The organism is Bacillus sp. 5RYD7K, assembly GCF_059831465.1.
Genome location: NZ_CP191200.1, coordinates 1,266,948 through 1,292,381, shown reverse-complemented (window position 1 = coordinate 1,292,381; position 25,434 = coordinate 1,266,948). Strand labels below are relative to the sequence as shown.

Sequence of the window (25,434 nt, the reverse complement as noted above, 5' to 3'; positions counted from 1 at the left end):
AGGAAGGGATCCAGCATGCACATCAGCATGACAGACATTCATAAAGCATTCGGGAAAAATCAAGTGCTCTCCGGCGTCTCATTTGAGCTTCTGCCGGGAGAAATCCACGCTTTAATGGGAGAAAACGGAGCGGGCAAATCGACGTTAATGAACCTGCTCACCGGGCTGCACCGCCTCGATAAGGGAAACATTACGATAAACGGAACAAATATGACCTTCTCCAATCCAAAAGAAGCCGAAAAGCACGGAATCGCCTTTATCCATCAGGAGCTGAATATATGGCCGGACATGACGGTGCTTGAAAACCTCTTTATCGGCAAAGAGCTGACGACGGCATTCGGTGTTTTGGAAACGAAGAAAATGAAAGCGCTAGCAAAATCACAGCTTGAAAAACTGGGAGTCTCTCTGCCTCTTGACCGGGAAGCCGGACAATGTTCCGTCGGCCAGCAGCAGATGATTGAGATTGCTAAAGCGCTGATGACAAACGCCGAAGTCATCATTATGGACGAACCGACCGCGGCGCTGACCGAACGGGAAATCAGCAAGCTGTTTGACGTAATGACGGCGTTAAAGCAAGACGGCGTTTCAATCGTCTATATATCGCACCGAATGGAAGAGATATTTTCAATTTGCGACCGGATCACCATTATGCGGGACGGCCTCACTGTCGATACGGCGCATTTGAAAGATACTAATTTTGATGAAGTGGTCAAAAAAATGGTCGGCCGGGAGCTGACTGATCGGTATCCGACACGCACGCCGTCACTCGGCGATAAGGTGCTCGAAGTGAAAAACGCCTCAAAAAAAGGAAGCTTTTCACAGGTCAGTTTCCATGTGCGCGCCGGAGAAATCCTCGGTGTTTCCGGCTTAATGGGTGCCGGACGGACAGAAATCATGAGAGCGCTGTTTGGAATTGACCGGCTCGATTCCGGAGAGATCTGGATTTCCGGCCGAAAAATCGGCATTCGGGGTCCGGCTGATGCCATCCGCAAGGGACTCGGCCTGATTACAGAAAACCGGAAAGATGAAGGACTGCTTCTGGATACGTCCATTCGTGAAAACATCTCATTGCCGAGCCTGACCAGTTTCTCTCCGAAAGGCATCATTGATCGAAAACGTGAGGCGGAGTTCGTCGAGCTGCTGATCAAGCGGCTGACCATTAAGACCGCGTCTCCGGAAACCGCCGCGCGGCATCTATCCGGAGGAAATCAGCAAAAAGTCGTCATCGCCAAATGGATCGGAATCGGCCCAAAAGTTCTCATCCTCGATGAACCGACAAGGGGCGTCGACGTAGGCGCGAAACGGGAGATCTATTCATTAATGAATGAGCTGACCGACCGCGGAGTCGCCATCATCATGGTTTCTTCCGAGCTGCCGGAAATTCTCGGCATGAGTGACAGAATTATCGTCGTCCATGAAGGACGCATCAATGGAGAAATCAATGCGGCCGGTGCAACGCAAGAACACATCATGACACTTGCCACGGGAGGGCAGCAGAATGAAAACTGAACCAATGACATCAACTGAACAACAGCGTTTTTCCATTCATACCTTTACGCAAAAACTCGGTCCGTTTCTCGGCTTACTGATTCTTGTGCTGATCGTTTCCGTTTTAAACCCGAGTTTTCTTGAGCCGCTCAATATTCTGAACCTTCTTCGGCAGGTTGCGATTAACGCGCTGATCGCTTTCGGAATGACGTTTGTCATTTTAACGGGAGGCATTGATCTCTCTGTCGGAGCCATCCTCGCCTTATCGAGCGCATTGGTCGCCGGTATGATGGTATCAGGCATCGACCCGATCTTAGCCGTCATCATCGGCTGCGTGATCGGCGCAGTACTCGGCATGATAAACGGTTTATTAATCACAAAAGGGAAAATGGCTCCGTTTATCGCCACTTTGGCGACAATGACGGTCTTTCGCGGACTGACCCTCGTCTATACAGACGGAAATCCGATTACGGGACTCGGTACAAATTACGCGTTTCAATTATTCGGGCGCGGTTATTTTCTCGGCATCCCCGTACCCGCCATTACCATGCTGATTGCATTCGCGGCCCTATGGGTTCTTCTGCACAAAACACCGTTCGGCCGCCGGACATACGCCATCGGCGGCAATGAGAAAGCGGCGCTGATTTCCGGTATCAAAGTGCCCCGCATCAAGATCATGATCTATTCTCTGACAGGTTTATTATCGGCGCTGGCCGGAGCGATTCTGACATCACGCTTAAATTCCGCACAGCCGACGGCCGGGGAATCATACGAGCTGGACGCCATCGCAGCGGTCGTCTTAGGCGGAACAAGCCTGTCCGGCGGACGGGGACGCATCATCGGTACGCTGATCGGGGTTTTGATTATCGGAACGCTGAACAACGGCTTGAACCTTCTCGGCGTATCGTCTTTTTATCAGCTCGTCGTCAAAGGAATCGTCATTTTAATCGCGGTGCTGCTGGACCGCAAAAAATCGGCATAGTAGGAGGATCATTATGAAGAAGGCCATCATCGCGATTGCGGCATTATCACTGTTTTTACTGTCCGCCTGTTCACTTGAACCGCCCCAATGGGCAAAACCGTCAAACACCAAACATAAAAAAGAATTCACACTCGGACTTTCCGTCTCCACTTTGAACAACCCGTTCTTCGTTTCATTAAAAGACGGCGTGGTAAAAGAAGCCGAAAAACAGGGCATGAAGGTCATCATTGTCGATGCTCAAAACGATTCATCAAAACAGTCGAATGACGTAGAAGACCTGATCCAGCAGGGAGTCGATGCGCTGCTGATCAATCCGACCGATTCATCAGCGATTTCAGCCGCCGTCGAATCTGCAAATTCCCTCGGCATTCCCGTCATTGCGCTTGATCGTTCAGCCGAACACGGCAAAGTCGAAACGCTTGTCGCTTCTGACAATGTCAAAGGAGGAGAAATGGCGGCCGGCTACCTCGCCGATCAGCTCGGAAAAGACGCCAAAGTCGCGGAATTGCAGGGAGTTCCGGGCGCATCCGCGACCCGGGAACGCGGTACGGGCTTTCATCATATCGCCGACAAAAAGCTGGATGTCGTAACGAAGCAAGCGGCGGATTTTGACCGTACAAAAGGATTGACCGTCATGGAAAATCTGCTCCAGGGCCATCCTGACATCAAAGCCGTGTTCGCCCATAATGATGAAATGGCGCTCGGTGCGCTCGAAGCGATCAACAGCTCGGGCAAACACATTCTGGTTGTCGGGTTTGACGGAAATAAGGATGCGATTTCCTCCATTAAAAACGGGAAGCTGACAGCCACGGTCGCCCAGCAGCCGGAGCTGATCGGAAAACTGGCGGCGGAAGCGGCGGAACAGGTGCTGAAAGGAGAAAAAATCAAAAAAACCATTTCCGCTCCATTGAAACTTCAAACACAAAAGTAACCGTCCGATGTTTAGACTTTCGGAAAAACGTGAAAAGAAGAAGTAAAAGGAGAGATAGAGATGAAGAAAACAGCCAAAGCGGCATCCATCCTGGCCCTTGCAGCGGGAATATCAGCGGCTTCAGCTGCCGGAATAACGCCTCTTCCTGAGACACACGCGCAAGAAGCGGTCAAGATTGACGATCTGTACAGCTATCCGCTTGACTCTTATCTCGTTTCCGCGGAAGCATTGAACGTCAGAACAAAAGCATCGGCTGTCAGCCCGAAAGCTGATGTTCTTCATTTAGGCGACAGCTTAAAAATCGTTTCATTCCAGAACGCAGACTGGGCAAAAGTCCATTATAAAAACGGAAAAACAGGATTTGTATCTACTCATTATATTGTTAAAGAAGCAACAACCGTAAAAACGACCGCAAAAACTAAAGTATTTACAGAAAACCGAGCAGTCAAAGCTTCTCTTGCTAAAAATACGAGCGTTTCTTTCTTAGGATGGAAAAAAACTGCCGGCGGCGGCATTGATTTCGGCTGGGCGCTTGTCGATTACGGCGGCGCAACTGGATACATCAGCACAAAAGATCTGCAAAAACTGACATAATTTCAAAAACGGATTTCGCACATTCACCGCGAAATCCGTTTTTTTTCTTTCTGACAGTCAAAATTGTCGGGAATTCGAAATATTTCTCAGGAAATATTGTCACATAAAGACGAATGCATCATGCATCAGCGGATCATTTTAAAATGATTTCTTTATGTAATCCGCCAGACTTCTCGCATTGTCACGAATATTCGCCGCACCCGCCCCATTTACACCGTACAGCGCGAAAGCCGGCAAATAGGTCATACCCGTAAAATTAGCCATTGCCTGAAACGGCCTTAAAAGCTCGCTCAATGTAAAGTGGTTGGAACCGCCTGCCTGGTATGCATCCTCCCCGGCACCTACGGAAACAGCCAGCAGTAATTCTTTGCCATGCAGCGCCTTGCCTTTGGAGCCGTAAGCCCAGCCGTACGACAGCACATGATCCATCCATGTTTTTAAAAGCGGAGGCGCACTGTACCAGTACAGCGGAAATTGAAATACGATCCGGTCATACTGTTCGCACAGCTGGCGTTCCTTTTCCGCATTGATTTTCCCGTCCGGATATTCTTTATAAAGCTCACGGACCGTAATGTCATCGTGATTTTTTAATTCTTCTGTCCACGCCTTATTGACCACTGAGTTTTCCATGTCAGGGTGAACCGCCAATACCAAAACTTTCACAGCTACCACACCTTTCCCTTTTGACTGTATTTTACCTAATCATTGCCGGTTCAGCCAAATAAAAAGAAAGCCCGGGAGAAGGGACTGACCCCCGTTTTTGAGACAGGGATCAAAACACCTTTAAGCAGCCAGCTGTCGGTATGTGACCGGCGGCTGGTTGTTTAGTTTCGTTTGAATACGAATGTTGTTATAATAGTGTATATAGGTTTCGACAGTTTGTTCTACGATGGTCGTCGTAGTGCTTTCCAACCTGTCGAGGTAGAACGTTTCAGACTTTAGTGAGGAATGAAACGATTCGATGGAGGCATTATCAGCGGGCGTCCCTTTGCGGGACATGCTCATGGTAATGCCTTTTGTTTTAACAGCTTTCTGATACTCATAAGATGTATAAACAGAACCTTGGTCACTATGTAACACGCAGTTCTCTGGCAGTGCGGGCAGCTGATCAAGTGTGTGTAAGACAAAGTCTGTGTCCTGTCTATCGCTAATCGTAAAAGCAATCACTTCTCCATTGTATAAATCCAATATACTGGAAAGATACAATGGTTTCTGCCCATAAGGCAAATATGTGATATCCGTTACTAGCTTTTCCAGAGGGCGATCAGACTGAAAGTTTCGATCCAATATATTCTCGGCCACGGCATATGGCTGCCCATTCTTCTTGCGCTTTTTCACCTTAACCCGGCATTGCCACTGATTCTTCTGCATAATGCGCTGAACCGTTTTATGATTCATACGCATTCCCTTTTTTAATATGGCTGTGATTTTCCGATAGCCATATCGATACTTGTGTTCTCGGCACAACGTGCCGATTTGTTTTTCTAAATGGTATTTAGGGTTATCTTTCATCAGATTCTTCTTCCAACGATAATAAGATGCTCGTGAGATACCTAAATGAATACAGATATCCTTTATGGTCATTGTGCCGCGCAATGCTTCTACAAGCTCGACTGGCGTTTCGCTATCAGCTTCCTTTCCAATTCGTTGTACTTTTTTAACACTTCGTTCTGTTGTCTCAGATAACGATTTTCTGCCTGAAGTTTCTCTAATTCGGAAGAATACTCTGGACCTTTTCCATAAGAATATTGCTTTCCGACAGGTTGTTCGAATCGATGTGTATCCCCAGCTTTATACCACCTGACCCATGTCTGCACCTGCGTCTTATTCTTTATATTCAATTCCTGCATGATCTCCTTCACAGGCACGCCCGCCAATCTCATTTCTACAGCCTTCTGTTTGACTTCAACCGGATAACTCACTCTTGCCCTCATAGAAAAACACCTCCAAGTCTAATTTCGGATAACAACGATCCGTTTTCAAACTTGAAGGTGTTTTTTGTTTGTCTCATATTATGGGGTCAGTCCCAGAAAAACGGGCTTTCTTTTTTCATTTATTCAGGGCTTCCTTCGGTTGTTTCAATGTCCTTCGCGAAATTCGGATTATCTAAATTCGCGTTGAAAAAGTCCGCCGTATTCGGAAGCTTGAGGTTCATGTTCATTTTTTGAGAAATGGTCACTTTGCAATCTTTAATGATATAGTCAAACACATGTCCGCCGGAATTGCGGCCTTCATCAATGAAGTGCAAGTGATACCCGGAAACAGCGATGCCGTTTGCGTAACCCGGCGTCCAGAAGCCGGCGATCGTTCCCTGAATGTCGTCAAAGTTGAACACAGGCTGTGTTTTCACCGCTTCGATCATCGGAACGTACGGTTTCTCCTGACGTTCTACCGTTCTCGTCTGCACCTTTTTAAATACACCGTCTAAACGGATCGCATAAAATAAGTTTTTACTAGGCAGAAGGCTGGCCATTTCCTGCTCGAATTCTTCACGGGTCATTTCGCCGTCGATCGTATGCGTCATATCCGGTGTGAAAAATGTGAATGAACAGAATGGTGACAGGTCTCCGCCTTTAACAGGCGTAGCCGTTCCGTCGCCGCGCAGACGATAGAATTGTCCGTCAAATCCGATTAATTCGCCGTCCAGTTTGTTGAAAGTGCCGATTCCGAAATCACCGAACTTCGGAATGTCAGCCATATCAAAATCTCCGTCATATACTCCGTCCAGCAGAGATGTCATTGTTGATACTTGATAGATCTGATCCTCAGGTGAGCCTTTTTCTCCGCGGCTCATCACTTGGATGTCGTTTGCATTTTTCATTCTCTTCACTCCTTTTAAATTAGGCTGTTTTAGAAAACAGGTCATGGTGCGCAGAGTGCTAGAGAGCTTTTGCTTTCATTCTTTCTTTGAATTGCTTCGGAAGCATGTCACTTGATAAATGAACGTTGTCACTGTAATCGACAGGAATGTCGATGATGACAGGTCCTTCTGTGTTCAAGCCTTTTTGCAGCACGTCTGCCAGCTGTTCCGGTGACTCGACACGCAAGCCGGTGGCGCCGAAGCTTTCTGCATATTTTACGATGTCAATGTTTCCGAAATCTACGCATGATGTACGGTTATATTTTTTCATTTGCTGGAATGCGACCATATCATATGTGCTGTCATTCCATACAAGGTGAACGATCGGCGCTTTTAAGCGGACTGCCGTTTCCAGTTCCATTGCGGAGAACAGGAATCCTCCGTCTCCTGAAACGGATACGACTTTTTCACCCGGATTCACCAATGTGGCGGCAATCGCCCAAGGAAGCGCTACGCCCAATGTCTGCATGCCGTTGCTGATCATCAGCTTCAACGGCTCATAAGCGCGGAAGTAGCGGGACATCCAGATCGCATGAGAACCGATATCGCAAGTGACGGTGACGTCGTCATCAATTGCATTGCGCAGTTCTTGGACGATTTGCAGAGGATGCGCTCTGTCGGATTTATGATCGCTTGGCGCCTTCTCGCTGTCTGATAGCATTTGTTTTAATTCGCTCAGCACTTCTTTTTCACGGCTGCCCATTTCAAATGTCACAGCGTCGTGTTCAATTTGTTTAACCGTAGCGGCGATATCACCTAATAATTCTAATTCCGGCTGATACGCATGATCGATATCGGCCTGAATTTCGTCAAGATGGATAATAGCACGGTCGCCGTTTACGTTCCAGAACTTCGGATCGTATTCAATCGGATCATAACCGATCGTTAATACGACATCCGCCTGTTCAAGCAGAAGATCGCCCGGCTGGTTGCGGAACAGTCCGATCCGGCCGAAATATTGGTCCTCAAGCTCTCTGGACAATGTGCCGGCCCCTTGGTACGTTTCTACGAAAGGCAGTTTTGTTTTGGCAAGCAGCTTGCGGATTTGTTTTACCGCCTCCGGTCTTCCGCCTTTCATGCCGACTAACAGAACGGGAAGTTTCGCCGTCTGGATTTTCGCGATAGCCGCGCTGACCGCTTCTTCCGGTGCAGGGCCTTGTTTCGGCGCCGGCACGCTGCGTACGTTTTTGACGTTTGTGACTTCATTCACAACATCCTGCGGAAAGCTCACAAAAGCCGCGCCTGCCTGACCTGCTGACGCTGCCCTGAAGGCGTTTGTTACCGCTTCTGGTATATTCCCTGTTTCCTGTACTTCTACACTGTATTTTGTGATCGGCTGAAATAGTGCCGCATTGTCTAATGATTGGTGTGTCCGTTTTAACCGGTCCGCGCGAATCACGTTTCCCGCCAGTGCCACTACCGGATCACCTTCTGTATTAGCCGTTAACAAGCCGGTCGCTAAGTTGGATGCCCCCGGGCCTGAAGTAACGAGACAAACGCCAGGTTTTCCTGTCAGTCTTCCGACAGCCGCTGCCATAAACGCAGCGTTCTGTTCGTGACGGCATAAAACCAGTTCAGGTCCTTTATCTTTTAACGCATCAAATACTGCATCAATTTTTGCACCCGGAATGCCAAAAACATGTGTGACACCTTGCTCCACTAAGCAATCAACAACAAGCTCCGCCCCGCGATTTTTTCCAGAGGTTCTCAGTTCATTTGTTGCTTTTGCCAACACCCTCACTCCTTATTATGCATATTAAATATAAAATTTTAAGTAATTTGTGATATTATTCACTATACACCCTTTGGAAATTGACCTCCAATATCAATTCGCCGTATGATTAATATGTTTCACGAATAATTAACAAAGGGAAAGGAATGGATAAGGATGGAGCTTCGCCATCTTCAATACTTTATTGCCGTCGCTGAAGAACTTCATTTCGGCAAAGCCGCGCTTCGGTTAAATATGACACAGCCGCCTCTCAGCCAGCAGATCAAACAGCTTGAGAAAGAAGTCGGCGTGACTTTATTAAAGCGCACGAAACGGGTTGTTGAGCTTTCAGCTGCCGGAGAAAGTTTTTTGAAACACAGCAGAAACGCGATCGAACAAATAGACAAAGCGATTGAAATGGCGCAGAGGACGGCGCGGGGAGAGCTCGGCCGGCTTGTCGTCGGTTTTGTCGGCTCAGCCACATATGAATTTCTGCCGCCGATCATTCGGGAATTCCGCGAAAAATTCCCCTCCGTCAAGCTTGATCTGCGTGAAATCTCTTCTTTCAGACAGCAGGAAGAGCTTCTGAAAGGCAACATTGATATCGGCATCCTTCATCCGCCTTTACAGCATTCGGCCTTACATATGGAAAAGGTGCAGAGCAGTCCTTGCATTCTGGCCTTGCCGAAGCAGCACCCGCTTACCGCCAAAGAGACAATCGACATTCAGGATTTAGAAAATGAACCGATTATCACACTGGCGAAAGAAACGTGGCCGACTTTATACCTGGAATTTGTAAACTATTGCGAGCAGGCGGGCTTTAAACCGAAAATCGTTCAGGAAGCGACGGAGTATCAAATGGTAATCGGATTGGTAAGCGCCGGAATCGGTGTAACCTTCGTGCCTTCTTCAGCTAAAAAGCTGTTTAATCTCGAAGTCGCCTATCGCGACATCAATCAGGTTCAGCTTACCGCCGATTGGGTCATCGCCTATCGCAAGGACAACCAAAACCCGATCCTGAAACATTTCTTGGAGATTATCAATAAACGCCAGGCTTTATTGCAGGCGGATAAGGAAAAAGTATAAAAAAGAGGACGCCGAGAAGCAGCCTCTTTTTTTTGTGCTTTTATGGAATTTTACTAAATTAGTAGAAACGCTCAGTACACCTTTCGGCCTGTACTCGTATACATACAGTACAACTGATCAGGAGGGATAAAAATAACGGGGCGGCAATGACCCATCCAAAAAGGAGGCAGAACACATTACACATATTAGCGTCATATTGACCCTGATTGCTTTCTTTGTGACCATTATTTTTATTTTTTGGAGACCCCGGGGATTAAATGAAGCCGTTCCGGCATCGCTGGGCGCCATTTTCGTTTTGTTATGCGGAACCGTTTCCTTTCATGATTTGGGAGATATAGGTTCTAAAGTCACCGGAGCATCGATCACCATTATTTCCACAATGATTATGGCGATCGCGCTCGAAAGCTTCGGTTTTTTTAATTGGGCGGCAGCCAAGCTGCTCCATCGCGCCAGAGGATCAGGCATCCGGCTGTTTTGGCTGACCAACCTGCTTTGTTTTTCAATGACGCTCTTTCTGAATAATGACGGCAGCGTCTTAATCACCACTCCTATTTTACTGTTGGTATTAAAGTATCTCGGACTTAAAAAACATCATAAAACGCCCTATTTAATCAGCGGCGTCTTAATCGCGACCGCGGCAAGCACTCCTATCGGCGTCAGTAATATCGTCAATTTAATTTCTCTCAAAATGATAGGCATGGACCTTTATTTGTACACCAATATGATGTTTATCCCCGGCACGCTGGGGCTCGTGTTTATGGCCTTTCTGCTGTTTGCTGTTTTTTACCGCCGCTTGCCGAAACAGCTCCCCGATATTCCGGTTCATTTTGAGTCACTGGAACACAAAAGATATCATCCGCTCCTGCCTCCGCCAGATCAGGCCCAAAACAGCCGTACGAAAATCATGTTTTGTGTTTTGGCGTTTGTATTGTTAGTGCGGGTCAGTCTGTTTGCCGCTTCATACAGCGGCATATCCGTTTCACTTGTGGCAGTCATCAGTTCAGTCATCCTGCTTGCCTGGAGATGGTTTCATTTGAAAATCAGTCCGGCAGACTTATTAAGGAAAGCGCCCTGGCATATCTTTGTTTTTGCCTTCACGATGTACATTATCATCTACGGACTGCATAATATCGGACTGACCGCATTGCTTGTTCAGTATATTGAGCCTTATGTCTCACAAAGCATTGCCCACGCGGCATCTATTATGGGTATTGCTACATCCGTCCTCTCTAATTTGTTTAATAACCATCCTGCCCTAATGATCAGCACCTTGACATTAACTGAAATGTCAATTGACCCCTTAACCGTAAAAATCATTTATTTGGCTAATATTATCGGCAGTGATATCGGATCATTGCTTCTGCCGATCGGGACATTAGCCACACTGATCTGGATGCATATCATCAGACAGCACGGCGAAAAAGTCTCTTGGTCAGAATATATCAAAACGACCATTGTCGTTGTCCCTCTCACCGTTGTGTTTACCATTACCGTTTTATATGTTTGGATCAGCTGGATATATCTTTAGCTCCGATGAAAAAAACTGCCTGCTGTATAAGAGAGGCAGTTTTATCATTTATGGGAGGTGCATGGTTTTTAAATGATTCAATTTCCAAAAGACCGTATCTCCGTCCGCATTGGTCAATTCAAGAATGTTATCTGAGACGTCCTTTAACAGCCCCACTTTATTCGGTATATCTCCTAAATCCAGAATAATCAATTTGCCGGTATATTTTTTTAATTGCTCCTCAAAATTCCGGACAAGGGGCACACTAGCGGGAACGACCGGCAGTTCTGAGCTGTTTAATGTATACGGCGTCTGCTCATCGGAATATGGTGTCAGCCATTTTAAATGATGCATTGAGATGAAAAGCGTCTTATAAACCGGAGAGAAGAAAACAAAATAATCGTTTAAAACACTTGTTACATACCCATGAATGGACCGGTCTCCCGTAACGAATATTTCTGTAAATCTGCCTTTTATATGCTGGAGGGTATTCCGGTAAGAAAATGAATGTTCCTGTTTTTCAGGATGCGGACTTTCTTCTCTTGTGTACGGCCCTTTATTCTCATCATCCGGCACAGTCAAAGTCATCCGCTGCAGATGCAGCAGCGGGATATAAAGAAAAGTCCGGCCGTCGTAGATCACAATGATATCATGACCGATATCCAAAAGAGTTCCTGAAAATGTTGTATTTCCCGATATCTCAATATCGACCTGTTTATCCAGAAATCTGCTTAACCCAGCCATTTCATCCTCCCCTCCCCTCGTTTTCGGACAATCTTTCCGGTCATTTACGGCCGTGTTTCCACCGGTAATCTATTGTTCTTAATACAGTGGCGTAGCTATAAGATTCATCTTTTTCCCGTTTTGAGGATCGTCCGGACTTTGATGATCTTTTCGATTTTTTAGAGGAAGTCTGCTGCTCTTCATGTGATTCTTCTTCAGCGCACTCTTTCTCATCTTTATTCTCGTCTTTTTTGGCCGCTCCTTTTGCCCCTGCGCTGATGCTCTTGATATGAAAAGGATAGATCCGCAGCACTTCTTTATCTTTCACAAGAGTATAGTGGCCGTCAGAATTATCCACAAGTATACCTTCAACAGCTTCAGGGCCTCCGCGGTTGATGGAAACCCATTTGTGGATCAGGCGTTTAAATATGCCGTGAAAATCATCAGCCATTTCAAATTCCGGGCGCTCCTCCTCTTGGCCGTCCTCTTCTTGTTCGGCGCTGATGCTTTTGACATGGTCGGCGTTAAAATAGACGATTCCGTCATCTTCCGTTTCCAGCACGAGAAAATCATCCCCTGTTTCGTGAAGCTTTCCTCTTTTCGATTCCGGACCTCCCTGATTCAATTGCACCGTGCGATTGGTCATCCTGCTGATCAAGTCTTGAAAATCATCAGCTTTCACGCATTCTGCCGGCTCAACCGGCGATAAGGTCTCACTCGTATTTTCCGTTACGCTTTTCACGTGCTTCCATTGATAGTAAACGATTTTATTATCAACCTGAAGAGCGATATAATCCGATTGAATGTCTGCCAATCTTCCTGTCTTGGACTCCGGGCCTCCCCGATAGACTGTAATCACTTTTCCTTCCATCGCATGCAGAAAGTTGTCATCAGACCGATGCCGATTCGTATTGCGTTTCATCTATTGTCCTCCTAGTCATATTTCTCATTAATATCAAACATAATGCATATATACGTATCCCGATTCTTTTCGGGAACTGGTTCACCAGCCTATTTGTAAAAATCTTTCTTCCTTTCAATCAGATATTCCACTGCTCTAACTCGCTGCTGATGAAAGCGGACCGTTCCTTAATGTATTCGCAAATCACATCAGGCTCCCGGTCAAAGCGGTCAAGCTCATCTTTTTTATAAGGATCCTTCGCGACATGCGGCCTGATCAGCTCATACAGCGACATGACCTTCGGCTTCATATGTTCAATGGTAAACCGGGTCTGAAGCGTCTCTTCCAAAAGCTGTTTGTACGCTTTGCGGAAATACGGTTCATCTAGAAGTCTTGCGGTCAAGGTATTAAATCCTTGTATTCTGACATAATCAGCCTCCATACGGTCACCGTGAATATCTCTTCCCCACGTCGCATCGTAATCCCACGGAATGACTTCAAAAAGTCCCGTTTCATGGCTGCGGTACAAGGCGTAATTATGAACAAACCCATCGTAGTTTGAGGTAAACACGATGCCCGCGAGCCACCGCAAATACTTATCTGCGTCCAAGTGTTTTACAATTTCTCCCTTGAACTCTGACTTCGGCACGGTATTAATTTTATAAATCATATCCTGCAGATAAAAATCGTCTTCTTTCGTTCCCGTTTTCTTTTCATAGCCAAGTTCGAGCGATGTTTTCGTGTCCCGCTCCAAATCACTGACGAGGGAAAAATTTGCATCATCATCCACCGCGTAAAAAACAGCGCCGTCAGCCAGGTTCCGTTTCGCCAGAAAATATTCATCCACTGACTCCAGCTCAAGGTACACACCCTCATATTTGCCGTTGATCTGCAAGGATACGAAATTCGCCTTTGGTGACAGCGTTCCAAGCTCCGCGAAGAAATCGAGAGACAGCTTATTCCGCATCATCGACGGATCTTTGTACTCGGCGTTTAAATGTATTTCTTTAGCCCTGCGAAATGTTTTCGGCGAATAAAAAGTGACGTGATACGATTTTTTCTTAAAGTCTCTAATATGAGAGCCGCGGTACGCCAGATCAATGTCAAGCCGTTTTTGATTTACTCTCAGCACCGCGGGCACCGGATCATCATCCCAAATGTCTTTTTTCAGCTCCAACAAGTCCTTCGGGTGAATAAACAGCTGGTATAAAGGCAATGCTGATTGGTCTTTCACCTGAAAACCTCCTTGTATTAATTTAGGCTGTGCTTTTTCGATAAAACTCAGCGGAACACACATACACTTTTTTTATCCATGCGTACTATGTGGTAGTAAGGATCGCATCCTTAAAACATATATCAAGAGGAGGTTTCAAAATGGGCCACTATTCCCATTCTGATATCGAAGAAGCAGTAAAATCCGCAAGCACCGAGGGATTGAAAGATTATTTGTACCAAGAACCAAAAAGCAGTAAGAAAAGAAAGTCCCGCAAAAATAAAAAATCTCGCAGCCACAAGAAATCACGTTCTCACAAAAAATCTCGCAGCCATAAAAAATCATGCCGCTCTCACAAAAAATCTCGCAGCCATAAAAAATCACGTTCTCACAAAAGATCCCGCAGCCATAAAAAATCGCGTTCTCACAAAAGATCCCGCAGCCATAAAAAATCGCGTTCTCACAAAAGATCCCGCAGCCATAAAAAATCACGTTCTCACAAAAAATCACGCAGCCATAAAAAATCACGTTCTCACAAAAAATCCCGCAGCCGTAAAAAATCGTGCCGCTCTCACAAAAAATCCCGCAGTCAGAAAAAATCGTGCCGCCGCAAGAAAAAACGCACTCAGAAAAAACCTTACCGTTCTACTAAAAAACCAAGCCATAAAAAAGACGATTACTGCACCAAAACAGAGTACTGGAAAGACGGAAATGTCTGGGTTGTAAAGAAAAACTATAAGAAGTAATCCCCCAACAACCTCATATCACTTGTAAATAGGCTGCCGGCTAAACGGAAGCCTTTTTCCTCAAACAGATATATGCCACGAAATAAGATATGCAGCCGGGTTTCTTTTGTTGTGCTTCCGAATTTTCTTTCGGTATAATCAGGTCATACGAAAAAGAAAGGCGGCTGACATGATGCATATCTTACGAGCAGACGAATTGAACGCGAAAGATACCTACAAATTGCTTTCGGGCACAGTAGTTCCCCGGCCGATTGCATTTGTCACTACGCGTTCATCTATCAATGGCGCCGTAAACGCGGCGCCCTTCAGTTTTTATAACGTTGTCTCCGCAGATCCGCCGCTTCTTGCCATTTCTGTAAACCGCGCGGAGGGGCAGCAGAAAGACACTGCGAGAAACATCATCGCTCATCAGGAATTCGTCGTGCATGTCAGTGATGAGTCCATCATTGAAGACATTAACAAAACGGCAGCGAGGCTTGGCCCTGATGTCAGCGAGCTTGACATGACAGACCTTTCCGTGACAGACAGCACCTGCATCAGCGTTCCCGGTATAAAAGAAGCGAAGGTCAGATTTGAATGTATACTCGAACGCCACCTTCCGTTCCAAAATGACGGCGGGGAAACGACGACAGATCTCATCATCGGCAGAGTCGTTTGTTTTCATTTGAATGATCAAGTATATGATGCCGATAAAGGCTACATACGGACCGATGAACTGCAGCCGGCGGCGAGGCTCGCGGGGAATGAATACGCCAGACTCGGGAAGACATATACGCTTGTCCGCCCGACCTGAAACAGGAGCCAATATAATAGAAGAAACTAGTCAAAAAGACCCCTTTTAAAAGGGGTCTTTTTTTATCTGTTAACCATTTAACTCAGTCTAATGTCTTATAAAAGATTAAAACTTACAAGGTCCTCATCCGTATGAAACGAGTGACACATTTTTAGGGGGCAGACGATGGATTTCATTCAGTTACTGATTTTTTCAGCCGTATTTATTTTGCTCAGCCTTATGTTTCACGTATTTGCCGACAAAGTTCTCCATTTGCCAAAGCCTGTTAAAAAGCAGAAACCGATAAACAGCACACATCGATTAATCGAAATCACACTGCTTATTTCAGGCATCGCAGCGGTGTCATTATTCGATGAAATGTACGTATTTGCGGGAGTTGTTTCCATGCTTTTTTGCTGCAGCGGCTTAATGGAGCGGCGGCACCGGCGGGAGAAAAAGCAATATGTGTACGATTCGTTTTACGCGGGTTTATCTGCCTCGCTTGGCGTGCTTATTTTTTTCATCAGTTAGCGTAGCTCTATACTCCTGCGGCCGCTCCGTCGCCGCGCGGGTCGGCACCGCCTTGGAGAAAACCTTCGTCATCAATGACGATCGCTGCCGCGTGTCCCATGATCCGGTCAAAATCGCTAACCGTCTCGACGCGGTGGCCGCTTCGCTTTAATGCTTCTCTCGTTTCACGGCTGATCCGGCTTTCGACCCTCAGCCCTTCATACGCCTCTCCCCATGTCCGTCCCCACACCCAGCGCGGCTCACTGACCGCCTGCTGCGGGTCCATGTTGTAATCAATGATGCGTGTAATCAGCGCCGTCTGAGTTTGCGGCTGGCCTTCTCCTCCCTGGGTGCCGTACAGGATGTGCGGCTTCCCTTCTTTACAGGCCATCGCCGGCATGAGGGTGTGGAAGGTCCGTTTGCCGGGTTCGAGCGTATTGACATGAGATTCATCCAGCGAAAAAAATGACCCGCGATTTTGCAGCAGAATGCCCGTCTCCCCCGCCGTAACGGCTGACCCGAACTCAAAATAAAGGCTCTGTATAAAGGAAACGGCATTTCCTTCCGCATCTCTGACGGCGGCATAAGCAGTGTCGCTTCCGACCGGACGGCTTACCGCCGGCGCAGCCGTGTAACCGATTTCTTCCGCCAGCTGCTTTGCATACTGTTTATCCAGTAACCGATCCAGCGGAATATGAGAAAACGCCGGATCAGTCAGCACTTCATTCCGATGCTGAAAACTCTTTTTCAGCGCCTCGATCAGCAGATGATAATATTCAAAGGAGCCGTGTTCGATCTTAGAAAAATCATAGTTTTCCAATATATTGAGCGTCATTAAGCCTGTAAACCCCTGTGAATTCGGGGGAGCCTGATAGATGCGGTACCCGCGGTAATCAGAGGATACCGGGTCCGACCACTCGCCGCGATGGGCTTTAAAGTCATCAAGCGTCAGACGGCTGCCGTTGTTTTGCAGAAATGATGTGATGCTTTGGGCGATATCCCCTTCGTAAAAAGCGCTCCTGCCTTTTTCGGCAAGCTGCTCCAAGCTGGCCGCCAGATCCTTCTGGACAAACCGCTCGCCGGGCATGGGCGCTTTTTTGTTTCTCGTAAAAATGGCTGAGGTATAAGGTGTTGAGGCTAAAAGAGCGAGATTTCGTTCTGTGTGGGCGCACTGGTCGGCGGACACCGGGAATCCGTCTGCCGCATAATCAAGGGCGGGCTTCAGCACCTCAGCGAACGAAAGACGCCCGTACGCCGAAAGCACGGCATCCCAGCTGTCCGCCATTCCCGGAACGGTAATGGCGCTTTCTGTACCGCGCATCGGTATCGCTTCTCTGCCTCGATACAAGTCTCTCGTCACATGTTTTCCTGAGCGGCCGCTCCCGTTGTAAGCTTTGATTCGGCCCGTTTCTTGATGGTAAGTAAGCCAAAATGAATCTCCGCCAAGCCCCGTCATATGCGGATACACGACTGCCAGGCAGGCGCTGACCGCCACCGCTGCATCAAACGCGTTTCCGCCCTTTTCAAGAATGCCGGCCCCCGCCTGGGAAGCAAGATAATGCGGACTGACGACCATTTGTTTCGTTCCGATGATAGAAGTATTCATGGCAAGCCCCTTTACAAATTTTCTCAAGTATAAAAAGCAGCACCGACGGCATCCACTTTTCTGAGAGAAAATCTCACACACTATTTTCTTTTCGATAAGAAAAAATCAATATTTATTACGTAACGAAAACAATTAAAAAATTTATCCTTCATACCGTAAGATTTCATGATACAATAATGTCTACCAGATGAAGGAAGGTGAAGCCGATTGGAACATGAGTACAGCATTCCGAACCTTGTACTTGATGAAACGGATAAACATATTCTCTCGATTTTGCACGAGGAAGGGAGGATTTCCTATACAGACTTAGGAAAGCGGGTTAATCTGTCGCGTGTGGCGGTTCAGCACCGCATCCAGCATTTAATGGATGCCGGCGTAATTGAAAAATTCACCGCTGTCATCAACCCGGCGAAAATCGGCCGCCATGTGTCCGTGTTTTTTAATGTCGAAGTGGAGCCGCAGTATTTGGAGGAAACAGCGTTAAAGCTTGAAAAGGAGCCGGCCGTGACAAGCCTTTATCACATGACCGGACCGAGCAAGCTGCATATGCACGGCATTTTCGCAAATGATCAGGAGATGGAAGAGTTTTTGACAAAACGGCTCTATACGCAAAAAGGCGTCGTCAGCGTCGATTGCCAAATGCTGATTAAACGGTATAAAAGCAGAATGGGCATGAAGCTGTAAGGAGGACACGGCAATGAAAAACCCCTATTGGGACATTACGGCGGCAATGGTGCGAACAGGCATTCTCGGATTCGGGGGCGGCCCGTCCGTGATTCCGCTCATCCGCCATGAAGCCGTCAATAAATACAAATGGATAGATGATGATGAATTCGGAGAAATATTAGCGATCGCAAATGCGCTTCCCGGACCGATTGCCACAAAAATGGCTGCGTACTTGGGCTTTAAGCTGAAAGGCACGTTAGGCGCAATCTTGGCAACCCTCGCCCACATTCTGCCTACATGCCTTGCGATGGTAGGCTTGTTTGCCGCTGTAAATGTGTTAAGCCATTCAGCGGTTGTTGCCGGCATGATTGGCGCCGTCACGCCGGTGATCGCCGTCATGCTCGGCATCATGGCGTACGAGTTTGGCCAAAAAGCGCTAAAAGGTTTCGGCTGGGTCACCGGCATCCTGTTTTTTATCATCGCTTTTATCGGTCTGCAAACACTGCAGATCAATCCCGGCTTTGTCATTATTATTTTCTTAGCATACGGCGCGTTTCATTTTAAATTGAAAGACAAAATCACAAATAAACGTTCAAAAGATAAAGGAATGTCGGCTTCATGATGATGATCTATTTATTTATGGCGTTTTTTATTGCAAATGTACTCGGATATGGCGGCGGCCCTGCGTCTATCCCGCTCATGTTTGAAGAAGTCGTCAACAGATACAGCTGGCTCTCAAACGATCAATTCTCAAACATGCTCGCCCTTGCGAACGCATTACCCGGCCCGATCGCCACTAAAATCGCCGCGTATGTTGGCTACAGCGCAGGCGGATGGCCCGGCTTCCTGATTGCGCTGATCGCCACCGTCGTACCGTCAGCACTCGCATTGATCGTGCTGCTTCGCATCATTCAGCGCTTCCGCCAATCACCCGTCATCAAAGGCATGACGCTGTCCGTCCAGCCCGTCATCGCCGTCATGATGCTCATTCTTACGTGGCAAATCAGCGCAGACGGCATCAAAGCGATCGGCTGGATTCAATCACTAGTCATTGCGGGGATTTCCCTCCTTGCCCTGACAAAATTCAAGCTGCATCCGGCCTTTCTGATTATCGCGGCGTTTTTGTATGGAGGTCTTGTGGTTCCTCATTTGTAGAAAAAAGCACCTGGACAGGTGCTTTTTTCTAGTATTCATTTTTCATTTCTTTCATAAAAATATGATCCAATTGTGTTGTTAATTCTTTAAGTCCTGTACACATAATATCCTCTAAAGGATTTTCCCAATCTCCGTTTTTTATCAGTTCAATGCCATAACTGCCGGTTGGATCCCCTTCTGGGTACCATCCTACGTCAAGCAACAAGTTTTTTGCCTTATGAGAGATTTGCAGAAGATCTTGATTGAAGTCAAATAACCACGCATCATCATTTGCCTCTAGAGTCTTAGGGTCAGTATCTTTTAATGAAATATAATCAACAGTCCAACCAGTTGGTATCCTAAGCCTTAAGAAATTGGGAACCTTTTGGCTTAGCGGATGGAAACCCTCTAAAACCCCACTTCCCACAGTCCAGATTTGATATTCTAACTCTTCTAATAATTGCTCTATTTCATTAAAAGATTTTTCTTCATAAATCTTTTCTGTTTTTAAACCCGCTACTTTGACATGGTATTGATCATTTTTAAATATTGCCTTAATAACAGCATTATGTTTTTCATTTTGCAGTATTAGCAGTTCAAATTCTTCTATTCTATTTTTTGAGTTTACATTGTTCAGTACTACAGACCAGCCATTACAGATTTTTAGTGGCTGAAATTGAGAAATTTGATCTCTGTCCATCCAGTTGCTCCTTGTACTTTGTTGGCCTATCTTTAAAAAGCTTCATCATTCTAAAAAAACTTGCCGATACAACACAGCAAGTTTTTATATATAGTAATTCTAATACATCAGTAAACCAATGCATCTCCTAATGTTAATCTCCGGAATGCATATTAGCTTTTAGAACATCTAATTTAATATATTTACTTACCATGAGAACCTCTGTTAGCAACTACTCATTTCCTAAGCTTTATTTTTTATAAGGTTCAATGCTATAACTTCCGGTTCAATCTCCTTCTGGGTACACCCCAAATAAACTAATCATTCATATCTTTAGGGGGTATAAAAGCGACTAATTGACCTTCAGGATATATACCTTTCCATCCACAAGGCCATCCGCCTGTTTTATACACTTGAAACATTTTCTCAAAAAGATTGTCTTTATTACCGTTTACTAGACGATTGATTGCACATTTATACAGATCTGACTCTACTTCTTCAGCAATATCCCAAAAATCCATAGGAATGAAATCTTCAGAATAGTTATCATCAGAATTGAAAATATTCGACAATTCTTCATCTAATGTTTTTAAGTGATCATCACTTAAAATTATCCCCAATAACTGTCCGCTTTCATTTGATTTTACATCTTGCCAAACTACTTCAACTTCATCAGTATCTTGAGACCACGCTAATTGTTGCGCTATCTCAAAATCTTCTATAAGTGTAATATCAGACAAATTCCGATTATTATTCTTAAATAATTCTCCGTGCTTAATAAAGTCAATTACCTCTTCCACTAAATCGCTATATTTACCGTAACTACTCATTTATTTAACCACCTTTCCCATAATTCCTCTGTAGCCCCCCCACCTCTTTGCCAAATAGGAAGCTTTTTGTTTTGACCCCTTTTATAAAATTTTTCTACATTTTTGATTTTCGATTTATAAAGAGGTATTCCTTTTTCTACCCCTAATTTTAGTTTTTGCTGTAATTCATAGACTTGTTGTTCTAAAACTTCAACATTTTCATTAATGTCCATTTTATTTAACTGTTTTTTTACAACATTATTATAAACACTGTGATAACCTCTATGTCTAGACAAAGTACTTATTGCCTCTGCAGGGATTGGTAAGAAAATACCGTTCGATGCATGATTTGTTTCCATTCCAATTTTTTTAATTATAGGATGGTTATATAGTTCTCCAGGAATAATATGTTGGGCTTGGTATCCAGTCCATTTTGATGACCGCGTTAATCCCATAGATTCTAACAAGTTTTTCCCAAGTTCAGTCGAATCACTTTTTGTTGTATGCCCCGGTCGTCCCGGTATTTTCCTCTTCTGCTCTATCATCGGACCCTTAGTGCCTTTACCACTGCCCGCCATCTTCACAATCCCAAGATCTTTCACAGCTTTCGTTTTCACATCAGCATGAATGATTGGGAAAGTTGCGCCATCCGGTGTGACAGTCTTGTGGACGCGAATTTTTACATTCGTTGGGACTTTGAATTCTTTTACTTGGTCTAGAATCTTTTTCCCTTTTTCAACTTTTGCTGCTTGTGGCGATTTTGCAAGCGGGATGCCTTTGTTTACATGTTTCGCCAATGCACCGGCACCAACCAAACTCAATGCCGCTTCCAGTGCTCCTTGCTTCCGCTTCTCCTCAGACACTTTGTTTCCGAACATATCCCGTCCTGTGACGGCTTCTGAGAAACCGTTTGAGGCGACGAGGCCGTATGCGCCCATTTCTGTCATTTTGAGAATGTCTAAGGATTTTCCGGTTTTATAGACGTCTAACGCGTGTTCTGCGGCCATGACGGTTTTTCCGGTTTTGTAGATGGCTTTTCCGCCTTTGAAAGCGCGTCCCGCCCAGCCGACGACTGGTATGAATCCGGCGGCGGCCATCGCTCCCGCTGTGACGCGTTCTGCGGTGGAGAGTTTTTCTCCGGTCACCGGATCGACGCCTTCGGCTGCTCTTTTATAATCATAATAGCCAGTGACTTCTCCGGTAAAGTCGCAGATTCCGTCCCATGTTTTTTCGTACCATGGTTTATTGGCTTCTTCTTCAGCCTTTTCCTGAAGCCGTCTTGCTTCGGCCTGCTGGGCTTTTGCATCAATATAGTCCGTTCCCTGCTTTTCTGCTTCAATGACGCTTTTGTAGATTTCATTGCTGTGGAAGGCTTTTTTGTCATAGTACATAGGGGATGCGTTTTTCCCGTTGCTGGTGGCTTGCATGAGAACGGAATATTTGCTGAGAACCGCGTTGTCCAGAGATTCTAAATTTTGATATTCAGTGGTCAGGGATTCATCAAGCTTATCGACTGCCGTGATCGTGTCACGTCTGGTTTTCTGGGCATCACCCATTTTATCTGCGTAATCATCCAGCGTATACGTGTCGAGATGAATAATATCGCTGATGCCTGACAAAATGGAGCCGATTTCGGCTTTATGGGCGGAGACAATCTCTGAAGCCTTCAAGTCCGCGTTGGGCAGCTCATGCTCCAAAAACGAAGTCTCCACATAAGAATCGCTGAGTTCTTGATCTTTAATATCACCTGAAATGCCGTTTAAAAACGCAATTTGAGCAGAAACAAGCGTCAGCCAGCTTTCGGCGATTTCCGCTTGTCCCTGAAAGAAATCCTTTATATTGTCTGCGCCTTTTCCTTTTAAAGCATCACCCAGGTCAGCCATGCCTTGAAAGGCTTTTTTGAGCGCATTCAGCTGTTCTTCAAGAGCTTCGTATTGTTTCTTTCTCTTGTCTGCTTCATCCGTTAACGATTGTGATTCAAACACTTTGCTCATCGGCAAGTCCTTTCTTTCGTTATTTTACGGCGATCGCCTCGTCCTGTTCTTTCAGGGAATCTACGTTGTCTTTTACGTCCGCGATGTTCTTATGAACGGCTTGCTTATATTCGCTGATCATGGATACAAGCTTTGCCTCGCGGGAGTGGTACTTGGAGGTATAGTCAAGCTTGTTTTTCCCGTTTGAACCCGCATTCCCGATCGAAACGGCCTCCAGCGCGCTGCTGACGGATTCAAGCTGTTTCATGACGGCTCCGTATTTGAGTTTTATTTCTGTCATTAAAACCAACTCCAGCTTCTTTTGATTGATTGTATTTTGTCTCCCACGGCGTCAAGGGCTTCTTCACCAAGCGTCAGCAGGTGCTCTGCTTCTCTGGCGATGCTTCTGGCGGCAAGGAGCCCTCCTTTTTCAATTTCAAGCTGTGTCATCTTTAAGCCGATCCGATAAATATACCCGTCGTATTTGTCTGTAACGATTCTGTATGCCTCTGTATGGGCCTGATCGCGCCGCTCATCAAATTCCTCAGCGAAAGTGCCGGTCCAATGATGATCCAGATGCGGTCTGAGGATGTCTTTGATTTCAGACATGCCCTCTTCCTGCAGAGATTCTATATCTCTCTTCGCTTCTTTTAATTTATCAATTTGGTGTTCGATCTCGCCCAGTTTATGGCTGATTGTGCTGTTAATATGGCTTAATGTGCTTGAATGGCTCATCTGTTTTCACCTCGTCTTACGCAAAAAGTCGTACAAAAAGCACAGACTTTTCCATACTATATTTCCATATATTATATTTTAAAATAGACAGAAAGCGGCTTAAATAGGTTAAACGGCTTATTTTCATCAGCCGAGGTGCTCTTCACCAACGCCAAAAGACTCACGAAACCGGCACGTTCATTCAAAGATCTCCTCTATATATCCATGATAAATTCCCTAAAAAAAGGAGCCGGTTATCAATAACCGTCTCCTTTGCCGTGTATTATCATTATAAATATGATAAAGGCCGGCGCGGACGCCGGCCTTTCAAGTGACAGAATCAGTCTGAGGCAGGACGGCTTTTCTTCCGATTGAGATATATTCCACGCCCGCCTGTTCCGCCTCTTTAAGCGAGTGGCAGTTTCTCCCGTCGAAAATAACCGGAGTTTCCATCAGCTCTTTGTAGGCTTCAAGCGGAAAATGCTTAATATCTTCCCAGTCTGTCAAAATCAGAACGGCATCCGCTCCCCTGACCGCTTCCTCTATAGACTCCCGATAGGAAACCCCGGCCGGAAGCAGCTCGGAAGCCCGGAACGAAGCGATCGGATCGTACGCTGTCATCCGGGCGTCAAGAGCCGCCAGACGATCCGCAATGACAATGGACGGCGCATCCCGCATATCATCGGTATTCGGCTTAAAAGACAGCCCTAATAACGCAATGGTTTTTCCCGTAACTCCGCCGAGCCTGTTCAGCACTTTATCAACCAGCATGGACTGCTGGTTATTGTTGACTTTAATGACGGACTTCAGCAATTCAAAATCATGCTCCACATGTCCCGCGATCTGCACGAGGGCATTTGTATCCTTTGGAAAGCAGGAACCCCCGTAGCCGATGCCGGCTCTTAAGAATTGATTGCCGATCCGTTTATCCAATCCCATTCCGTGTGCGACTGATTCCACATCCGCACCGACTTTTTCGCATATATTGGAAATTTCATTAATAAAACTGATCTTTGCCGCTAAAAAAGCGTTCGATGCATATTTGATCATCTCGGCGCTTCTGATATCCGTATGATAAACCGGAATGGCAAACGGCGCGAAAACCCGGTCAAGCGTTTCTCCTGTCTGCCGGTCTTCAGTTCCGATTACGATGCGGTCGCCTTGAAAGGTATCGTGAATCGCCGAACCTTCACGAAGAAATTCCGGATTTGAGGCGATTGAAATATTCACATCCGATTTCAGGCGTGAATAAATAACTTCGCTGATCCTGTCATTCGTTCCCACGGGAACCGTGCTTTTTGTCACGACGATCGCATCTTTAGAAATAGATTCGGCAATCCGTTCGGCGACATTTTCAATATAGGTAAGGTTTGCGTGTCCGTCTTCTTTTTGCGGCGTTCCGACCGCTATAAAAATAACCTCTGCTTCCGCAAGCCCTTTTTCATAGCTCGTTTCAAAGGCCAGCCGATGCCGGCCGATATTTCGTTTCATCATATCTTCAAGGCCCGGTTCAAAGATAGGGGATATTCCCTTTCTCATCTGCTCAACCTTACGTTCGTCAATATCTATGCATGTTACGTCATGGCCGATTTCTGAAAGAGACACTCCTGTCACAAGACCGACGTAGCCTGTTCCGATCACTGTTATTTTCATCGTGTTCCCCCAACCGTTTAGAAATTGCTGCTGGGCAGCTTACCGTTATTAGCATATGATCCCGGCGCCGGCAGAATGCCGGAAGCCTGCGGTCATGATAGAAAAAACGGTGCCGGCCGCTGGTTATAGCATAAGCATAAAAAGATCATCTTGCAAAACAGCCGCTTATGCTTCAT

At 46.0% G+C, this 25,434-nt stretch carries 26 protein-coding genes; 12 read left to right on the top strand and 14 right to left on the bottom strand.

From position 1 onward, the window contains the following. Positions 1-15 precede the first annotated feature (15 nt). From ACQE26_RS06545 to ACQE26_RS06530, 4 genes are read left to right on the top strand one after another with little or no spacing between them, the layout of a single operon-like run. On the top strand, positions 16-1,509 hold the full coding sequence (locus tag ACQE26_RS06545; protein WP_500471026.1) for a sugar ABC transporter ATP-binding protein: 1,494 nt from the start codon (positions 16-18) through the stop codon (positions 1,507-1,509). Next, the gene (gene rbsC / locus ACQE26_RS06540) at positions 1,499-2,470 is read left to right on the top strand and encodes a ribose ABC transporter permease RbsC (protein WP_500471025.1); all 972 of its coding nucleotides are present in this window, start codon (positions 1,499-1,501) and stop codon (positions 2,468-2,470) included. Before ACQE26_RS06545 ends, rbsC begins: the two co-directional genes overlap by 11 nt. 13 nt (positions 2,471-2,483) lie before the next feature. After that, positions 2,484-3,401, top strand: coding sequence for a ribose ABC transporter substrate-binding protein RbsB (gene rbsB, locus ACQE26_RS06535; protein ID WP_500471024.1), 918 nt, complete (start codon positions 2,484-2,486; stop codon positions 3,399-3,401). 60 nt (positions 3,402-3,461) lie between these two features. After that, on the top strand, positions 3,462-3,995 hold the full coding sequence (locus ACQE26_RS06530; protein ID WP_500471022.1) for an SH3 domain-containing protein: 534 nt from the start codon (positions 3,462-3,464) through the stop codon (positions 3,993-3,995). A 138-nt stretch (positions 3,996-4,133) separates the two neighbouring features. On the opposite strand, the gene ACQE26_RS06525 is transcribed toward ACQE26_RS06530, so the two are convergent. The 4 genes from ACQE26_RS06525 to alsS form a co-directional block, all read right to left on the bottom strand. Then, positions 4,134-4,658, bottom strand: coding sequence for an NAD(P)H-dependent oxidoreductase (locus tag ACQE26_RS06525; protein ID WP_047475826.1), 525 nt, complete (start codon positions 4,656-4,658; stop codon positions 4,134-4,136). 120 nt (positions 4,659-4,778) lie between these two features. Then, positions 4,779-5,929 (bottom strand): IS3 family transposase gene (locus ACQE26_RS06520; protein WP_500471021.1). Its coding sequence is split into 2 segments (ribosomal slippage): positions 4,779-5,656 and positions 5,656-5,929, totalling 1,152 coding nucleotides; the frame shifts between segments, so codons are not numbered across the junction. 119 nt (positions 5,930-6,048) lie between these two features. Beyond that, complete coding sequence (budA, locus tag ACQE26_RS06515) at positions 6,049-6,816, bottom strand: acetolactate decarboxylase (protein WP_016937721.1); 768 nt, start codon at positions 6,814-6,816, stop codon at positions 6,049-6,051. Between the two features lie 58 nt (positions 6,817-6,874). Continuing rightward, positions 6,875-8,587, bottom strand: coding sequence for an acetolactate synthase AlsS (gene alsS, locus ACQE26_RS06510; protein WP_500471020.1), 1,713 nt, complete (start codon positions 8,585-8,587; stop codon positions 6,875-6,877). Between the two features lie 156 nt (positions 8,588-8,743). On the opposite strand from alsS, the gene alsR reads away from it, so the two are divergent. Beyond that, entirely contained in the window at positions 8,744-9,652 is a 909-nt protein-coding gene (alsR, locus tag ACQE26_RS06505) for an acetoin biosynthesis transcriptional regulator AlsR (protein ID WP_269774185.1), read from the top strand. Positions 9,653-9,848: 196 nt separating this feature from the next. Then, positions 9,849-11,180 carry an arsenic transporter gene (locus ACQE26_RS06500; RefSeq protein WP_500471019.1) on the top strand — a complete coding sequence of 444 codons (1,332 nt, stop codon included), beginning with the start codon at positions 9,849-9,851 and terminating at the stop codon, positions 11,178-11,180. Positions 11,181-11,228: 48 nt separating this feature from the next. Here ACQE26_RS06500 and ACQE26_RS06495 read toward each other — a convergent pair whose 3' ends face one another. The 3 genes from ACQE26_RS06495 to ACQE26_RS06485 all read right to left on the bottom strand — a co-directional run bounded on the left by ACQE26_RS06495 (position 11,229) and on the right by ACQE26_RS06485 (position 14,017). Beyond that, positions 11,229-11,903, bottom strand: coding sequence for a YwrJ family protein (locus tag ACQE26_RS06495; protein ID WP_500471018.1), 675 nt, complete (start codon positions 11,901-11,903; stop codon positions 11,229-11,231). A 40-nt stretch (positions 11,904-11,943) separates the two neighbouring features. Beyond that, positions 11,944-12,804 (bottom strand): spore coat protein, encoded by an 861-nt coding sequence (locus tag ACQE26_RS06490; protein WP_500471017.1) that lies wholly within the window; start codon positions 12,802-12,804, stop codon positions 11,944-11,946. Between the two features lie 118 nt (positions 12,805-12,922). Continuing rightward, the gene (locus ACQE26_RS06485) at positions 12,923-14,017 is read right to left on the bottom strand and encodes a CotH kinase family protein (RefSeq protein ID WP_500471016.1); all 1,095 of its coding nucleotides are present in this window, start codon (positions 14,015-14,017) and stop codon (positions 12,923-12,925) included. 140 nt (positions 14,018-14,157) lie between these two features. Between ACQE26_RS06485 and ACQE26_RS06480 the strand changes: the two genes are divergently transcribed. The 3 genes from ACQE26_RS06480 to ACQE26_RS06470 all read left to right on the top strand — a co-directional run bounded on the left by ACQE26_RS06480 (position 14,158) and on the right by ACQE26_RS06470 (position 16,045). Further along, positions 14,158-14,742: a CotG/ExsB N-terminal domain-containing protein gene (locus ACQE26_RS06480; RefSeq protein WP_500471015.1), complete on the top strand. Its 585-nt coding sequence runs from the start codon at positions 14,158-14,160 to the stop codon at positions 14,740-14,742. Between the two features lie 172 nt (positions 14,743-14,914). Continuing rightward, the gene (locus tag ACQE26_RS06475) at positions 14,915-15,535 is read left to right on the top strand and encodes a flavin reductase family protein (RefSeq protein WP_342007135.1); all 621 of its coding nucleotides are present in this window, start codon (positions 14,915-14,917) and stop codon (positions 15,533-15,535) included. A gap of 165 nt (positions 15,536-15,700) precedes the next feature. Next, positions 15,701-16,045 (top strand): DUF4181 domain-containing protein, encoded by a 345-nt coding sequence (locus ACQE26_RS06470; RefSeq protein WP_500471014.1) that lies wholly within the window; start codon positions 15,701-15,703, stop codon positions 16,043-16,045. Positions 16,046-16,052: 7 nt separating this feature from the next. Here the strand turns inward: ACQE26_RS06470 and ggt are convergent, their stop codons facing one another. Then, on the bottom strand, positions 16,053-17,630 hold the full coding sequence (ggt, locus tag ACQE26_RS06465; protein ID WP_500471013.1) for a gamma-glutamyltransferase: 1,578 nt from the start codon (positions 17,628-17,630) through the stop codon (positions 16,053-16,055). 207 nt (positions 17,631-17,837) lie between these two features. On the opposite strand from ggt, the gene chrS reads away from it, so the two are divergent. From chrS to chrA, 3 genes are read left to right on the top strand one after another with little or no spacing between them, the layout of a single operon-like run. Continuing rightward, the gene (gene chrS / locus ACQE26_RS06460; protein ID WP_016937711.1) at positions 17,838-18,314 is read left to right on the top strand and encodes a chromate efflux transcriptional regulator ChrS; all 477 of its coding nucleotides are present in this window, start codon (positions 17,838-17,840) and stop codon (positions 18,312-18,314) included. 13 nt (positions 18,315-18,327) lie between these two features. Then, positions 18,328-18,918 carry a chromate efflux transporter subunit ChrB gene (chrB, locus tag ACQE26_RS06455; RefSeq protein WP_016937710.1) on the top strand — a complete coding sequence of 197 codons (591 nt, stop codon included), beginning with the start codon at positions 18,328-18,330 and terminating at the stop codon, positions 18,916-18,918. Then, positions 18,915-19,451 (top strand): chromate efflux transporter ChrA, encoded by a 537-nt coding sequence (gene chrA / locus ACQE26_RS06450; protein WP_500471012.1) that lies wholly within the window; start codon positions 18,915-18,917, stop codon positions 19,449-19,451. The genes chrB and chrA overlap by 4 nt, the downstream gene beginning before the upstream one ends. Positions 19,452-19,479: 28 nt before the next feature. On the opposite strand, the gene ACQE26_RS06445 is transcribed toward chrA, so the two are convergent. From ACQE26_RS06445 to ACQE26_RS06420, 6 genes are all read right to left on the bottom strand, one after another. Beyond that, complete coding sequence (locus ACQE26_RS06445; protein WP_500471011.1) at positions 19,480-20,130, bottom strand: hypothetical protein; 651 nt, start codon at positions 20,128-20,130, stop codon at positions 19,480-19,482. Between the two features lie 296 nt (positions 20,131-20,426). Next, on the bottom strand, positions 20,427-20,939 hold the full coding sequence (locus ACQE26_RS06440) for a hypothetical protein (protein WP_016937701.1): 513 nt from the start codon (positions 20,937-20,939) through the stop codon (positions 20,427-20,429). Next, positions 20,936-22,912, bottom strand: a complete 1,977-nt coding sequence (locus ACQE26_RS06435) for a T7SS effector LXG polymorphic toxin (RefSeq protein WP_500471009.1) — start codon at positions 22,910-22,912, stop codon at positions 20,936-20,938. Before ACQE26_RS06435 ends, ACQE26_RS06440 begins: the two co-directional genes overlap by 4 nt. Positions 22,913-22,931: 19 nt before the next feature. After that, on the bottom strand, positions 22,932-23,192 hold the full coding sequence (locus tag ACQE26_RS06430; RefSeq protein ID WP_016937698.1) for a YwqI/YxiC family protein: 261 nt from the start codon (positions 23,190-23,192) through the stop codon (positions 22,932-22,934). Further along, positions 23,192-23,626, bottom strand: a complete 435-nt coding sequence (locus tag ACQE26_RS06425) for a DUF5082 family protein (RefSeq protein WP_049627551.1) — start codon at positions 23,624-23,626, stop codon at positions 23,192-23,194. Before ACQE26_RS06425 ends, ACQE26_RS06430 begins: the two co-directional genes overlap by 1 nt. A 306-nt stretch (positions 23,627-23,932) precedes the next feature. Continuing rightward, positions 23,933-25,258: a UDP-glucose dehydrogenase family protein gene (locus ACQE26_RS06420; RefSeq protein WP_500471008.1), complete on the bottom strand. Its 1,326-nt coding sequence runs from the start codon at positions 25,256-25,258 to the stop codon at positions 23,933-23,935. Between the last annotated feature and the right edge of the window lie 176 nt (positions 25,259-25,434).

What these genes read in the sequence shown, in the direction of transcription:
- ACQE26_RS06545 (WP_500471026.1), top strand. Translation starts at nt 16, where the DNA reads ATGCACATCAGCATGACAGACATTCATAAAGCATTCGGGAAAAATCAA.
- rbsC (WP_500471025.1), top strand. Translation starts at nt 1,499, where the DNA reads ATGAAAACTGAACCAATGACATCAACTGAACAACAGCGTTTTTCCATT.
- rbsB (WP_500471024.1), top strand. Translation starts at nt 2,484, where the DNA reads ATGAAGAAGGCCATCATCGCGATTGCGGCATTATCACTGTTTTTACTG.
- ACQE26_RS06530 (WP_500471022.1), top strand. Translation starts at nt 3,462, where the DNA reads ATGAAGAAAACAGCCAAAGCGGCATCCATCCTGGCCCTTGCAGCGGGA.
- budA (WP_016937721.1), bottom strand. Translation starts at nt 6,816, where the DNA reads ATGAAAAATGCAAACGACATCCAAGTGATGAGCCGCGGAGAAAAAGGC.
- alsR (WP_269774185.1), top strand. Translation starts at nt 8,744, where the DNA reads ATGGAGCTTCGCCATCTTCAATACTTTATTGCCGTCGCTGAAGAACTT.
- ACQE26_RS06495 (WP_500471018.1), bottom strand. Translation starts at nt 11,903, where the DNA reads ATGGCTGGGTTAAGCAGATTTCTGGATAAACAGGTCGATATTGAGATA.
- ACQE26_RS06490 (WP_500471017.1), bottom strand. Translation starts at nt 12,804, where the DNA reads ATGAAACGCAATACGAATCGGCATCGGTCTGATGACAACTTTCTGCAT.
- ACQE26_RS06480 (WP_500471015.1), top strand. Translation starts at nt 14,158, where the DNA reads ATGGGCCACTATTCCCATTCTGATATCGAAGAAGCAGTAAAATCCGCA.
- ACQE26_RS06475 (WP_342007135.1), top strand. Translation starts at nt 14,915, where the DNA reads ATGCATATCTTACGAGCAGACGAATTGAACGCGAAAGATACCTACAAA.
- ACQE26_RS06470 (WP_500471014.1), top strand. Translation starts at nt 15,701, where the DNA reads ATGGATTTCATTCAGTTACTGATTTTTTCAGCCGTATTTATTTTGCTC.
- ggt (WP_500471013.1), bottom strand. Translation starts at nt 17,630, where the DNA reads ATGAATACTTCTATCATCGGAACGAAACAAATGGTCGTCAGTCCGCAT.
- chrB (WP_016937710.1), top strand. Translation starts at nt 18,328, where the DNA reads ATGAAAAACCCCTATTGGGACATTACGGCGGCAATGGTGCGAACAGGC.
- chrA (WP_500471012.1), top strand. Translation starts at nt 18,915, where the DNA reads ATGATGATGATCTATTTATTTATGGCGTTTTTTATTGCAAATGTACTC.
- ACQE26_RS06445 (WP_500471011.1), bottom strand. Translation starts at nt 20,130, where the DNA reads ATGGACAGAGATCAAATTTCTCAATTTCAGCCACTAAAAATCTGTAAT.
- ACQE26_RS06440 (WP_016937701.1), bottom strand. Translation starts at nt 20,939, where the DNA reads ATGAGTAGTTACGGTAAATATAGCGATTTAGTGGAAGAGGTAATTGAC.
- ACQE26_RS06435 (WP_500471009.1), bottom strand. Translation starts at nt 22,912, where the DNA reads ATGAGCAAAGTGTTTGAATCACAATCGTTAACGGATGAAGCAGACAAG.
- ACQE26_RS06430 (WP_016937698.1), bottom strand. Translation starts at nt 23,192, where the DNA reads ATGACAGAAATAAAACTCAAATACGGAGCCGTCATGAAACAGCTTGAA.
- ACQE26_RS06425 (WP_049627551.1), bottom strand. Translation starts at nt 23,626, where the DNA reads ATGAGCCATTCAAGCACATTAAGCCATATTAACAGCACAATCAGCCAT.
- ACQE26_RS06420 (WP_500471008.1), bottom strand. Translation starts at nt 25,258, where the DNA reads ATGAAAATAACAGTGATCGGAACAGGCTACGTCGGTCTTGTGACAGGA.